The 12,687-nt window shown below is 69.8% G+C and carries 11 protein-coding genes; 4 read left to right on the top strand and 7 right to left on the bottom strand.

Translation table 11 applies throughout. The annotated features are described in order from the left end of the window. Positions 1-3: 3 nt before the first annotated feature. From ACTZWW_RS09600 to ligA, 3 genes are all read left to right on the top strand, one after another. The gene (locus ACTZWW_RS09600) at positions 4-321 is read left to right on the top strand and encodes a type II toxin-antitoxin system TacA family antitoxin (protein ID WP_444780729.1); all 318 of its coding nucleotides are present in this window, start codon (positions 4-6) and stop codon (positions 319-321) included. A 1-nt stretch (position 322) separates the two neighbouring features. Next, positions 323-871 carry a GNAT family N-acetyltransferase gene (locus tag ACTZWW_RS09595; protein ID WP_444780728.1) on the top strand — a complete coding sequence of 183 codons (549 nt, stop codon included), beginning with the start codon at positions 323-325 and terminating at the stop codon, positions 869-871. 253 nt (positions 872-1,124) lie between these two features. Continuing rightward, positions 1,125-3,266, top strand: a complete 2,142-nt coding sequence (gene ligA, locus ACTZWW_RS09590) for an NAD-dependent DNA ligase LigA (protein WP_444780727.1) — start codon at positions 1,125-1,127, stop codon at positions 3,264-3,266. 19 nt (positions 3,267-3,285) lie between these two features. On the opposite strand, the gene ACTZWW_RS09585 is transcribed toward ligA, so the two are convergent. From ACTZWW_RS09585 to ACTZWW_RS09555, 7 genes are all read right to left on the bottom strand, one after another. After that, positions 3,286-4,914 (bottom strand): ABC transporter ATP-binding protein, encoded by a 1,629-nt coding sequence (locus ACTZWW_RS09585; protein WP_444780726.1) that lies wholly within the window; start codon positions 4,912-4,914, stop codon positions 3,286-3,288. After that, a complete protein-coding gene (locus ACTZWW_RS09580; RefSeq protein ID WP_444780725.1) occupies positions 4,911-5,393 on the bottom strand; it encodes a type II toxin-antitoxin system VapC family toxin in 483 nt (160 codons plus the stop codon). The genes ACTZWW_RS09585 and ACTZWW_RS09580 overlap by 4 nt, the downstream gene beginning before the upstream one ends. Continuing rightward, on the bottom strand, positions 5,383-5,631 hold the full coding sequence (locus ACTZWW_RS09575; protein ID WP_444780724.1) for a hypothetical protein: 249 nt from the start codon (positions 5,629-5,631) through the stop codon (positions 5,383-5,385). The genes ACTZWW_RS09580 and ACTZWW_RS09575 overlap by 11 nt, the downstream gene beginning before the upstream one ends. 35 nt (positions 5,632-5,666) lie before the next feature. Next, positions 5,667-6,833: an ABC transporter permease gene (locus ACTZWW_RS09570; RefSeq protein WP_444780723.1), complete on the bottom strand. Its 1,167-nt coding sequence runs from the start codon at positions 6,831-6,833 to the stop codon at positions 5,667-5,669. A gap of 1 nt (position 6,834) precedes the next feature. Next, on the bottom strand, positions 6,835-7,929 hold the full coding sequence (locus tag ACTZWW_RS09565; RefSeq protein WP_444780722.1) for a microcin C ABC transporter permease YejB: 1,095 nt from the start codon (positions 7,927-7,929) through the stop codon (positions 6,835-6,837). A gap of 74 nt (positions 7,930-8,003) precedes the next feature. After that, entirely contained in the window at positions 8,004-9,923 is a 1,920-nt protein-coding gene (locus tag ACTZWW_RS09560) for an extracellular solute-binding protein (RefSeq protein ID WP_444780721.1), read from the bottom strand. Next, positions 9,920-11,803 carry an extracellular solute-binding protein gene (locus tag ACTZWW_RS09555; protein ID WP_444780720.1) on the bottom strand — a complete coding sequence of 628 codons (1,884 nt, stop codon included), beginning with the start codon at positions 11,801-11,803 and terminating at the stop codon, positions 9,920-9,922. Before ACTZWW_RS09555 ends, ACTZWW_RS09560 begins: the two co-directional genes overlap by 4 nt. A 216-nt stretch (positions 11,804-12,019) precedes the next feature. Between ACTZWW_RS09555 and ACTZWW_RS09550 the strand changes: the two genes are divergently transcribed. Then, a partial coding sequence (locus ACTZWW_RS09550) for a VWA domain-containing protein (RefSeq protein WP_444780719.1) occupies positions 12,020-12,687 on the top strand: 668 nt, incomplete at its 3' end.

Below are 12,687 nucleotides of genomic sequence, written 5' to 3'. Positions count from 1 at the left end.
GCCATGGACGATCCCAAACGGGACGACCCGAAACGGGCGACGCGGGCGGAGGGCGTGCGCCGCGAGACGACGATCCACGTGCGTGCGCCCGCGCGCACCCGCGACCTGATCGACCAGGCAGCCTCGTCGCTCGGCAAGACGCGCTCGGAGTTCATCCTGGAGAGCGCCCGCGCCCGCGCCGTCGACGTGCTGCTGGACGAGCGGCTGTTCTCCCTCGACGAGGCCCGGCACGCCGGGTTCCTCGAGGCGCTCGACACGCCGCCCGCGGCCCACCCGCGCCTCAAGGCGCTGATGCGCCGGCGCCCCACCTGGGAGGCGTGAGATGCACAAGACCGTCTCCGACGGGCTGCTCGCAGCGCGGCTCTCGGCGCCCGGGCGGCTGACCACGGACTGCGACGTCGGCGCCTTCGCCTGCGGCGATCCCGTGCTCGACGGCTGGATCCGCCGCCGCGCGCTGCGGCGGGACGCGCGCGGCGCGCGCACCTACGCGGTCTGCGCCGAGCGGCGAGTGGCGGGCTTCTTCTGCCTCGCGGCGGGGCTCGTCGTCGCCCCCGATCGCGTGGGCCGTGGTGCGCCGCACCGTCGGGAGGAACCCCGCGACGCACCGATCCCCGTCGCGATCCTGCGCAGGCTCGCCGTCGATTCGGCCTGGCAGGGCCGCGGTCTCGGCGCGGATCTGCTGATGAACGCGCTCCAGCGCGTCGTCGCGACGGGCGCCGACCTCGGCATCCGCGCCGTTCTCGCCCGCGCCGTGGAAGACCGCGCCCGCGCCTTCTACGCCGCGTTCGGCTTCGTACGCCTCGACGACGGGGACGCGGAGACGATGCTGATGCCGGTGGAGACGGCGGAGGGGGTGCTGAGGGGGGCTTGACGGTGGGGGGTGCTCCTCCCCCACCGGGTGAGGTGGATCGGCGCCGAAGGCGACGAGACGGAGGGGGGCGCCGAAGGCGCGTTCGGCGACAGCGGAGAACGACATGCGGCGAGCCGCGGAACCCCGCCCCTGATCCGCTTCGCGGATCGTCCCCGCCCCGATGGGGCGGGAGCGCGGCGAGCGCATGAGCATTTCCGTCGATCCCGTGCCGCGCTAGAACGGGCGCGCCGATCCGCCCGCCCGAGTCTCCCCCATGGCCCGCTCCCCCACCTCCTACGCCGACCTCGCCCCCTCCGCCCTCACCGCGCGCCAGGCGAAGAAGGAGCACGTGCGGCTCGCCGAGGAAATCGCCGGGCACGACCTGCGCTATCACCAGGAGGACGCGCCCACCGTCTCGGACGCGGAATACGACGCCCTGCGCCGGCGGCTCGGGGAGATCGAGCAGCGCTTCCCGGAGCTGGTCGGCACCGCCGAGGCCTCGACCGCGGTGGGCGCCAAACCCGCGGAGAAATTCGCAAAGGTGCGCCACCGCGTGCCGATGCTCTCGCTCGACAACGCCTTCGACGACGCCGAGGTGGGCGAGTTCGTCGGGCGGGTGAAGCGCTTCCTCAACCTGGCCGAGACGCCCGTCTTCACCGCCGAGCCGAAGATCGACGGCCTCTCCCTGTCGCTGCGCTACGAGGACGGGACGCTCGTCACCGCCGCGACCCGCGGCGACGGGACGGAGGGCGAGGACGTCACCTCCAACGCCCGCACGGTCGACGACATCCCCGCCGAGATCCCCGAGCGCGGGGCGATCGAGGTGCGCGGGGAGGTCTACCTCTCCCACGCCGACTTCGCCGCCATCAACGAGCGCCAGGCCGCCGCCGGGAAGCCGCTCTTCGCCAATCCGCGCAACGCGGCTGCGGGCTCGCTGCGGCAGCTCGATTCGCGCATCACCGCGGAGCGGCCGCTGAAGTTCTTCGCCTATGCCTGGGGCGCCATGCCCCCGCCGGCGCCGACGCAGTACGAGGCGGTGCGGCGCTTCGAGCAATGGGGCTTTCGCACCAACCCGCTGATGGCGCGCTGCGCCACGCCGGAGGAGATGCTGGCGCACTATCGCCGCATCCAGGAGGAGCGGCCGAACCTCGGCTACGACATCGACGGCGTCGTCTACAAGGTCGACGACCTCGCGCTCCAGGAGCGTCTCGGCTTCGTCTCCCGCGCCCCGCGCTGGGCGCTGGCCCACAAGTTCCCGCCGCAGGAGGCCTTCACGGTCGTCGAGGCGATCGAGATAAACGTCGGGCGCACCGGCTCGCTCAACCCGCTCGCGAAGCTGCGGCCCGTGACGGTGGGCGGCGTCGTGGTCTCGAACGCGACTTTGCACAACGAGGACTACATAAAGGGCATCGGCGGCAACGGCGAGCCGATCCGTGAGGGGCGCGACATCCGCGTCGGCGACACGGTGAAGGTCTACCGCGCCGGCGACGTGATCCCGAAGGTGGTCGACGTCGTCATCGAGAAGCGGCCGGAGGGGTCGCAGCCCTACGTCTTCCCCACGACCTGCCCCGCCTGCGGCAGCCACGCCGTGCGCGAGGTCAACCCGCGCACCGGCCGCGAGGACGCGGTGCGCCGCTGCACCGGCGGGCTGATCTGCCCGGCGCAGGCGGTGGAGCGCCTGAAGCACTTCGTCTCGCGCACCGCGATGGACATCGAGGGGCTGGGAGGCGAGCGGATCGAGGAGCTCTACGCGGCCGGCCTCGTGCGGGCGCCCCATGAGATCTTCACGCTCGAGGCGCGCAACGCCGAGCGGCTCGACCGGCTGGAGGCGCGCGAGGGCTGGGGGGCGACGAGCGTGCGAAACCTCTTCTCCGCCATCGACGCGCGCCGCGCGCCGGAGCTCGCCCGCTTCGTCTTCGCGCTCGGCATCCCCCACGTGGGCGAGACCGGCGGCAAGCTGCTGGCGCGCCATTTCCACACGTTCGAGGCCCTGCGCGACACCGCGAGGCGGGCGGCGGGCGCGGACGCGAATGCCTACCAGGAGTTCATCGACATCGACGGCATCGGCGCGGTCGTGGCGGACGCGCTGGTGGAGTTCTTCCGCGAGGCGCACAATGAAGAGATGCTCAACGCCCTGCTCGCCCAGGTGACGCCCCGCCCCGCGGAGGTGATCGCCGCGGCCGACAGCCCCGTCGTCGGGAAGACCGTCGTCTTCACCGGCACGCTCGAGCAGATGACCCGCGACGAGGCCAAGGCCATGGCCGAGCGCCTCGGCGCCAAGGTGGCCGGCTCCGTCTCCGCCAAGACCGACATCGTCGTCGCCGGACCGGGCGCGGGCTCTAAGCTGAAGAAGGCGCAGGAGCTCGGCTTGCAGGTGATGGACGAGGACGGGTGGTTCCAGCTCGTGGGGCGGTGAGGGACGCCCACGCCCTCCCTCACTCCCGCACGGCGTCCGGCCGCGCCTCCAGCGCGAAGGCGGCGGCGAAGAGGGCGCGGGTGTAGTCGGTCTCCGGCGCCTCGAAGATCCGGTCCGCCGGCCCCTCCTCCACGACGACGCCGTTCTGCATGACGAGCACGTGGTTGGCGAGCGCGCGCACCACCTTGAGATCGTGCGAGATGAACATGTAGGCGAGCTTGCGCTTCTTCTGCAGGTCGCGCAGCAGGTCGACGATCTGAGATTGCACCGACATGTCGAGCGCCGAGGTCGGCTCGTCCAGCACCACGAATCGCGGCTCGAGCGCCATGGCGCGGGCGATGGCGATGCGCTGGCGCTGGCCGCCGGAGAACTCGTGCGGGTAGCGGTCCATCGCCTGCGGGTCGAGACCGACGTCGAGGAGCGCGCGGGCGACGATCTCGCGGCGCGCGCCGAGCGACAGCCGGCTGTTCATGACGAGGAGCCCCTCCTCGACGATCTGCGCCACCGAGAGGCGGGGCGAGAGCGAGCCGTAGGGGTCCTGGAAGACGATCTGCATGTCCTTGCGATACGGCCGCACGCGGCTCGACTTGAGCCCGTCGAGCCGGTCGCCGAGGAAGACGACGGGGCCCTCCGACGAGATCAGGCGCAGCATGGCGAGCCCGAGCGTGGTCTTGCCGGAGCCGGATTCGCCGACCACGCCCACCGTCTCGCCGGCGCGCACCCGCACGCTCACCCCGTCGACCGCCTTGACGTACCCGACCGCGCGGCCGAGGAAGCCGCGCTTGATCGGGAAATGCACCTTGATCGGCCCCGCCTCGACCAGCGTCTCGGCGTCGGCCGGCACCGGGTCCGGCCGCCCTCTCGGCTCGGCGGCCAGCAGGCGGCGGGTGTATTCGTGCTGCGGGTCGTCGAACACCGCGGCCACCGGTCCGTGCTCGACGATCCTGCCCTGCAGCATGACGCAGACCCGGTCCGCCACCTTGCGCACGATCCCGAGATCGTGGGTGATGAACAGCATCGCCATGCCCAGATCACGCTTCAATTCGGCGAGCAGCGTCAGGATCTGCGCCTGCACGGTGACGTCGAGCGCCGTCGTCGGCTCGTCGGCGATGAGGAGATCGGGGTCGTTGGCGAGCGCCATCGCGATCATAACGCGCTGGCGCTGGCCGCCGGAGAGCTGGTGCGGGTAGGCGTCGAGCCGCGAGGCTGCCTCGCGGATGCCGACGCGCTCGAGCAGCTCCAGCGTCCGAGCACGGGCGTCCTTCTCGGACATCTGCCGGTGGAGCCGCAGGATCTCGCCGATCTGCCGCGAGATCACGTGCAGCGGGTTGAGCGAGGTCATCGGCTCCTGGAACACCATGGTGATGTCCGCGCCGCGCACCTTCATGATGTCCATCTCGGAGGCCGCCAGCAGATCGCGCCCCTTGAAGTGGATCTCGCCCGAGGGATGCGAGGCGGTGGGGTATTGCAGGAGCTTGAGGATGGACAGCGCCGTCACCGACTTGCCGGACCCGGATTCGCCGACGAGCGCCACCGTCTCGCCCTTGGCGATGTCGAAGGACACGCGATCGACGGCGAGCGTGGTGCGCCCGGCTTGCGTGAAGGCGACGGAGAGGTCGCGCACGGAGAGGAGGGGGGTGGTGGTCATGCTTGTTTCAGCAGTTCTTTGATGGCTGGCGCCAACGGTGGCACACGAGTCATTCCGCTCGGAAGGCGTATGCGCCTGTCGCTCGCGAGGAACGCGGAACAACCACTTCTTATCGCCGTAACGGCGTGGATCGAGTCCGGAAGGAAATTGCGCCGGTCGGCATTATCGACCGTCGCCTGGCCGGCACGGGCCCGATACTGTGCAGTTTCGATCAGAATCTCGCGCGTCACTGCGACGAGCTCGATGGCGCGCGACCAAATCAGAGCCTGCTTGTAGGCGCGCGTGAGTGTCACGTTTCCGGTTCGCTCCGGCACGACCAGGACCTCGGCGAGCGTCAAGTCGCTCGTGAACAGCGAAATCCGGCCCTGCAGGGCGGCGTTCAGGAGCAGCTTCATCGCATCGGAATCGTCGCCCGTGGTTTCGAAAGCGACCACGAACGCATTCGTGTCGACGTAGACCCGCACGACATCACCGCTCACGATGCGACCACTCTTCCCTGATGGACCGCACGTACGCGTCGATCTCTTCGAGCGAAGAGAAGTTATTCTGCCGAAAGGCGAATATCTCGTCCAGCGTCATCGGCGCCTCGTCGTCGACGGCCTTCGCATCGGCCTCGACGGTCACCTCCACCGTCGCGAACGCCCTCGGGTCGAGCCCCTCCCGCAGGTGCTCCGGCAGATCTCCCACCGGGATGTGGTGCTTCACGACCTTGTTCACCGCCAGGTCCTCCTCTGGCTCATCATACCCCACCCTCACGTGAACGTCTTCCTCGGGTCGAAGGCGTCGCGGACCGCCTCGCCGACGAAGATGAGGAGCGAGAGCATCAGCGCTATGACGAAGAAGCCCGTGAGGCCGAGCCACGGCGCCTGCAGGTTCGCCTTGCCCTGGGCGAGCAACTCGCCCAGCGAGGGCGAGCCCGGCGGCAGCCCGAAGCCGAGGAAGTCGAGGGAGGTGAGCGTCGTGATCGAGCCGTTGAGGATGAAGGGCAGGAAGGTGAGCGTCGCCACCATGGCATTGGGCAGGACGTGCTTCCACATGATCCTGGCGTCGGACACGCCGAGCGCGCGCGCGGCGCGGACGTACTCGAAATTGCGCGCGCGCAGGAACTCGGCGCGCACGACGCCCACCAGCGACACCCACGAGAACAGGAGCAGGATGAAGAGCAGCACCCAGAAGGTCGGCGTGATCACGGACGCGATGATGATGAGCAGGTAGAGCGAGGGGATCGCCGTCCAGATCTCGATCACGCGCTGGAAGATCAGGTCCACCCAGCCGCCGAAATAGCCCTGCACCGCGCCGGCGACGACGCCGATGAGCGAGGAGGCGACGGCGAGGATCAGCCCGAACAGGACCGAGATGCGAAAGCCGTAGATCAGCCGCGCCAGCACGTCGCGGCCCTGGTCGTCGGTGCCGAGCCAGTTCGTCTCGAGGTCGGAGCACTGGTCGACGTCGATGCGCGCCACCGCCTGGGCGCATTGCGCGTCGTCGAGCATCCAGGTCGGCGGGGCCGGCGCCGGCACCGGGAGGTTGAGGTTGTGCGTCGAGTAGTGGAAGCGGATCGGCGGCCAGAGCATCCAGCCGTTCGCCTCGATTTCCTCGGCGATGAACGGGTCGCGGTAGTCCGCGACCGCGAGGAAGCCACCGAACTTCTCCTCCGGATAATCGACGAGGACCGGATAGAGCAGCTCGCCCTTGTACATGGCGAGGATCGGCTTGTCGTTGGCGATGAACTCCGCGAACAGCGTCACGACGAACAGGACCATGAAGATCCAGAACGACCAGAGCCCGCGCTTGTTCGCCTTGAAGTTCTGCAGGCGCCGGCGGTTGATCGGCGTGAGGTTGAGCAGGCCCCTGTTGGCCACCGGCGGGGCCAGGCGCTCGCCTTCGAGGGGCTTCCTGAGATCGACGCTGACGTTCATCTCAGACCTCCCGCGTCTCGAAGTCGATACGCGGGTCGATCCAGACGTAGGTGAGGTCCGAGATCAGGTTCACCACGAGGCCCAGGAGCGAGAAGATGTAGAGCGTCGCGAACACGACGGGGTAGTCCCGGTTGACGATCGCCTCGAAGGAGAGGAGGCCGAGCCCGTCGAGCGAGAAGATCGTCTCGATCAGGAGCGAGCCGGCGAAGAAGGCGCCGATGAAGGCGCCGGGGAAGCCGGCGATGACGATCAGCATGGCGTTGCGGAAGACGTGGCCGTACAGAACCTGCCGCTCCGACAGGCCCTTCATCCGCGCCGTCATGACGTATTGCTTGCGGATCTCGTCGAGGAACGAGTTCTTGGTGAGCAGCGTCGCGGTGGCGAAGGCGCCGAGCGCCATGGCCGTGATCGGCAGGGCGATGTGCCAGAGGTAGTCGAGCGCCTTGCCCACGAGCGAAAGCTCGTCCCAATTGTCGGAGGTGAGCCCGCGCAGCGGGAATATCTGCCAGAACGAGCCGCCGGCGAAGAGCACGATGAGCAGGATCGCGAACAGGAAGCCGGGGATGGCGTAGCCGACGATGACGATCGCCGAGGTCCACCAGTCGAAGGGCGTGCCGTCCCGCACCGCCTTCTTGATCCCCAGCGGGATCGAGATGGCGTAGGACAGGATCGTCATCCACAGCCCGAGCGTGATCGAGACGGGGAGCTTCTCGACGATGAGGTCGACCACCGTCACGTCGCGGAAGTAGCTCTCGCCGAAGTCGAAGCGGATGTAGTTCCAGATCATCAGCCCGAAGCGCTCGTGCGCAGGCTTGTCGAAGCCGAACTGCGCCTCGAGCTCGGCGATGAACTGCGGGTCGAGACCCTGCGCGCCGCGGTAGGTGGAGGTGGCGTCCCCTCCCCCGCCGCCGCCCATCGTGTCGCCGCCGCCGCCCGAGAAGCGCGCGGTGGCGCCGACGTCGGTGCCCTGGATCTGCGCGATGATGCGCTCGACCGGGCCGCCGGGGGCGAACTGGATGATGACGAAGGAGATGAGCATGATCCCGAACAGGGTCGGGATCATCAGGAGCAGGCGTCTCAGGATGTAGGCGAGCATCTGGTCCGTTCACTGGCAGGGTCGCGCCACGGCGCGGGTGTTGGGTCACGCAGGCCGGCCGCGCCGGTCCGCCGTCATCCGCGCCGCCGGTTCGCCCGCGCCGCCCTTTCCGGATCGTACCACCAGGTGCCGAAGCCGGCCTGGGCGTAGCGCGGGCGGCGCTCCGGGCGCGAGAACTCGTCCCAGTAGGCGACCCAGTCGTTCGAATTGTACCACATCGGCATGCTGTAGCGCCCGGCCCGCAGGATGCGATCGATGGCGCGGCCCGCCGCGCTGGCGTCCTCCCGCGTCTGAGCCCGCGCCCCGATCGCGATGAGCGCATCGATCGCCGGATGGGCGATACCCGCGTAGTTGCGGCTCCCCGGCGTGTCGGCCGCCTGCGAGCCGTAGAGCGAGAGGAGGCTCTCGCTCGGATAGAGGCCGCCGGTGAAGGCCGAGATCACGGCCTCGAAGTCGAAGTCGAGCAGCCGGCGCTGGTACTGCGCGGCTTCGGGAAGAACGATCGATCCCGCGATCCCGAGCAGGCGCAGCGTGGAGACGTAACGCTGGAAGTGCGGCTCGAAGGCCGAGGTGCTCACCATGAACTCGATCGTGAACGGCTCGCCCGTCGGCAGAAGGAGCTCCGTCCCGCGCCGCGTGCAGCCGGCGTCCGCGAGGAGCGCGCCGGCCCGGCGCAGCTGCTCGCGATCGCGGCCCGAGCCGTCGGACATCGGCGGAACGACCGCCTCGCCGAAGACCTCCGGCGGCAGCGAGTCGCGCCAGGGCTCGAGCAGGGCGAGCTCCTCGGGCGTGGGTGGGCCCTTCGCCTCGGAGGGGCTGTTCTTGAAGTACGAGTCCTGCCGCTCGTAGGAGGAATACATTATGTCCCGGTTGATCGACTCGAAGTCGAACGCGAGCATCAGGGCCTCGCGGACCCTCGTGTCGGCGAACTTCGCGCGCCTGAGGTTGAAGTTCAGGGTCTGCACGCCGCCGGGCCGCTCGTGCGCGACCTCCTCCTTGATCACCCGCCCCTCGCGCACGGCCGGGAAGTCGTACGCGTTCGCCCAGATGCGTGAGGTCGCCTCGGTGCGGAACGTGTATTCCCCGGCGCTGAAGCCCTGGAAGGCCACGTCGCGGTCGCGGTAGTAGCGGTAGGTCACGCGGTCGAAATTGTTCACGCCGCGGTTGACCGGCAGGTCCGCGGCCCAGTAGTCGGGCACGCGCTCGATCGTTACGAAGCTGCCCTGACGGAAGTCGCCGATGCGATAGGGGCCCGAGCCGAGGATGGGCTCCAGGGTCGAGGCCTGGAAGTCGCGCCCCTCGAACCAGGCGCGCGGAAGGACCGGCAGTCCGGCCACGGTGAAGGGTATGTTGCGCGAGCGCCCGGGCGCGAAGCGCACCTCGACGAGGCGCTCCTCCAGCGCCTCGACGCTCTCCACCTCGGCGAGGACGAGGCGCAGCACGTTGTGGCCCTGCTCCTTCAACGTCGTGATCGAGAAGGCGACGTCCTGCGCCGTCAGCGGCGTGCCGTCGTGGAAGCGCGCCTGCGGCCGCAGGCGGAAGCGGAAGGCGAGCCCGTCGCGCGAGCGCGAGACGGTCTCGGCCAGAAGGCCATAGACCGAGGTCGGCTCGTCGCCCGATCCGGTCATCAGGCTGTCGAAGGTCGATTCGACGCCGTAGGCGCCGATGCCCCGATCGACGAAGATGTTGAACGTGTCGAACGTGTTCTCGCCCTGGTTGAACACCCGGGTCGAGACCAGCGTCGACGCCACGCCGCCCTTCGGCGCCTCAGGATTCACGTAGGGAAAGTGAGTGAAGTCGGGAGGCAGGGCGAGATCGCCGAACAGCGACATGCCGTGGCGCTCGACGAAGTCCTCGTCGACCTGCCCGACGGAGCTCACCGCCTCGAAGTCCGCCAGCGCGCCACCTGGAAGCGCGAGCGCCCCGCCGACCGCCGCGACACCCTGGAAGAAGCCGCGGCGGGTGATCCCGCGGCCCGCAACGCCGTTCCTCATCGTGCAGCCCCCGTCTCGCGCGCCTTCTCGGCGTCGTACCACCACACCGTTGGGAAGGCCGCGCCCGCGTAGCGCGGCATCGTCTCGGGGTGCGAGAAGCGATTCCAGCGCGCCGTGCGCTGCTCCCCGAGATACCAGTGCGGAATGACGTAGTCGTTGTGCAGCAGGACCCGGTCGAGCGCCTTCGTCGTCGCCACGAGCTCCTCGCGGGTGCCGGCGCGCACGAGGCGCTCGATCAGCTCGTCGACGACCGGGTTCCGGATCCCGGCGACGTTGTCCGAGCCCGCGAGGTCCGCCGCGCGCGAGCCCCACATGTCACGCTGCTCGTTGCCGGGCGAGAGCGATTGCGGCCACAGGTGCGTGACGATGTCGAAGTCGAAGGCGCGCAGGCGGTTCTCGTACTGCGCGCTGTCGACGATGCGAACGGCGAGCCGGATGCCGAGCCGCTCGAGCGCCTGGGCGTAGGGGAGCGCGTAGCGCTCGTGCGAGGGCAGGTCGAGGAGGAGCTCGATTTCGAGAAGCTCGCCCGTTTCGGCATTCACGCGCCGGCCGCCCTCGACGACCCAGCCGGCCTCGCGCAGCAGGCGGTCGGCCTCACGCAGGTTGTCGCGCCGCGCCTGGGCGTCGCCGCTCGTGGGGTTGGTCCAGGTTTCGGTGAAGACGGCGTCGGGGATGCGGCCGCGGTACTCCTCCAGGATCTCGAGCTCGCGGCCCTCCGGCAGTCCGGAGGACGCCAGATCGGTGCCCTCGAAGAACGAGTCGATGCGCTCGTAGGCGCCGAAGAAGATCGTGCGGTTGATGTCCTCGAAATCGAAGGCGTAGTTCAGCGCCCGGCGCACCCGCTCGTCCTGGAAGCGCTCCTGGCGCAGGTTCGGCACGAACGCCTGCATGCGGCCGGACGCGAGCATCGGGAAGGTCTCGAGCGCGACGGCGCCGCGCTCGCGGGCCGGGAAGCCGTAGCCCTGCGCCCAGTCGCGCGCGGAGACCTCGGTGCGGAAGTCGTAGGCGTCGCCCTTGAACGCCTCGAGCATCACCGTCTCGTCGCGGAAATACTCGTAGCGAATCGTGTCGAAGTTGTATTTTCCAACGTTCGTCGGGTGATCGACGGCCCAGGCGTCCGGCACGCGCTCGTAGGTGATGCTGCGCCCGGGGCTGTAGTCCGCGAGCCGGTAGGGTCCCGAGCCGAGCGGCGGCTCCAGGCTCGTGCGGTCGGCGGACCGCGACGGGTCGGTCCACCAGTGCTCGGGCAGAACCGGGAGCTGGCCCATGATCTTCGGCAGCTCCTTGTTGCCTTCGACGGCGAACCGGAAGGTCACCTCGCCCTCGGCGGTCTCCTCCGCCGCCTCCACGTCGGCGTAGTAGCTCTTCATCATCGGGTTAGACGCCTTCAGCGTCTCGAAGGACCAGATCACGTCCTCGACAGTGATCGGCACACCGTCGTGCCAGCGCGCGTCCGGGTCGAGCCGGAAGGTGACGCTCGAGTAGTCCTCCGGAAAGCGCATCGCCTCGGCGATCAGGCCGTAATCGGTCAGCGGCTCGTCCATCGAGGGCGTCATCAGGGTCTCGTAGACGAGCCCGAGGCCCGCCCCGAGATTGCCCCGCACGCCGGCCAGCATGTAGTTGAAGTTGTCGAAGGTCCCCATGGCGGCGAGCCGCACGAGGCCCCCCTTGGGCGCATCGGGGTTCACGTAGTCGAAATGCGCGAAGCCGGGCTCGTATTTCGGCTCCCCGATGAGGGTAGCGGCGTGGCGCCACGCGCCGGCGTCGGCGGCGCTGCCGTCGGAGGTCTGGGCCTGCGGCGCGAGGGGTGCGCAGAGGCCGAGCGCGAGAACGGCGGCGGTCAGGAGGCGTCTCGTCAAGCGATTCCTCACGGCTGGCATGGGCGTGGATGCGAGTATGGTGAGAGCATGGGATGCTGTCCACATTCGGGACGTCGCCGTTTCGCTTGGTGCTCGAAATCGTCGCACCCGGCACGGCGGGCGCGTGGGGCGGACCGCGGCGGCAGGCCTCGGCCACGGCCGCGATTGCATCGGCGGCCGCGCTCGCCAAATCATGGGTGTGGACGAGCTCGAGGACGGCTCGACGGGAGGGACGCGATGAGCGGCGGCGACTCGAAGAATGGCGGAGCCGTGACCGGGCGCGGCGAGACGCGCCCCGGCGCCGCCGCGCGACCGGGCGGGATCGACGCCTTCCTCGACGAGGCCCGCGCCCTCGCGCCGGCGCCGCCGCGGGAGGGCCGCGGGCGGCTCGTCTTCGCGCTCGACGCCACGATGAGCCGCCAGCCGACCTGGGACCTCGCCTGCGGCCTGCAGGCGCAGATGTTCGAGACGGCCTCGCAGATCGGCGGGCTCGACGTGCAGCTCCTGTATTTCCGCGGCTTCGGCGAGTGCCGCGCCTCGCGCTGGGTGGGCGAGCCCAAGGCGCTCACCGGGCTGATGAGCGGCATCGAGGTGCGCGGCGGCCAGACGCAGATCGCCCGCGCTCTGGGGCACGTCCGCAAGGAGGGCGAGGCCGGTCGCGTCGACGCCTTCGTCTACGTGGGGGACGCGTTCGAGGACGAGATCGATGCGGTCTGCGCCCGCGCCGGCGAGCTCGGGCTCATGGGCATCAAGGGCTTCGTCTTCCAGGAGGGCGGCGATCCGGGCGCCGAGCGCGCCTTTCGCGAGATCGCGCGCCTGACGGGCGGGGCCTTCGCGCGCTTCGACGCGGCGGCGCCCGGCGCGCTCGCCGGCCTCTTGCGCGCGGCCGCGGCCTATGCGAGCGG

It is taken from the genome of Salinarimonas sp. NSM (assembly GCF_052380005.1).
Lineage (GTDB): Bacteria > Pseudomonadota > Alphaproteobacteria > Rhizobiales > Beijerinckiaceae > Salinarimonas.
The sequence above is the reverse complement of the archived record's forward strand: the minus strand, read 5'-3'. Positions and strand labels throughout refer to the sequence as shown.

Excerpts from the sequence above, each read along its gene's own strand:
- ACTZWW_RS09600 (WP_444780729.1), top strand. The coding sequence starts at position 4 with ATGGACGATCCCAAACGGGACGACCCGAAACGGGCGACGCGGGCGGAG.
- ACTZWW_RS09595 (WP_444780728.1), top strand. The coding sequence starts at position 323 with ATGCACAAGACCGTCTCCGACGGGCTGCTCGCAGCGCGGCTCTCGGCG.
- ACTZWW_RS09565 (WP_444780722.1), bottom strand. The coding sequence starts at position 7,929 with ATGCTCGCCTACATCCTGAGACGCCTGCTCCTGATGATCCCGACCCTG.
- ligA (WP_444780727.1), top strand. The coding sequence starts at position 1,125 with ATGGCCCGCTCCCCCACCTCCTACGCCGACCTCGCCCCCTCCGCCCTC.
- ACTZWW_RS09555 (WP_444780720.1), bottom strand. The coding sequence starts at position 11,803 with ATGCCAGCCGTGAGGAATCGCTTGACGAGACGCCTCCTGACCGCCGCC.
- ACTZWW_RS09570 (WP_444780723.1), bottom strand. The coding sequence starts at position 6,833 with ATGAACGTCAGCGTCGATCTCAGGAAGCCCCTCGAAGGCGAGCGCCTG.
- ACTZWW_RS09560 (WP_444780721.1), bottom strand. The coding sequence starts at position 9,923 with ATGAGGAACGGCGTTGCGGGCCGCGGGATCACCCGCCGCGGCTTCTTC.
- ACTZWW_RS09585 (WP_444780726.1), bottom strand. The coding sequence starts at position 4,914 with ATGACCACCACCCCCCTCCTCTCCGTGCGCGACCTCTCCGTCGCCTTC.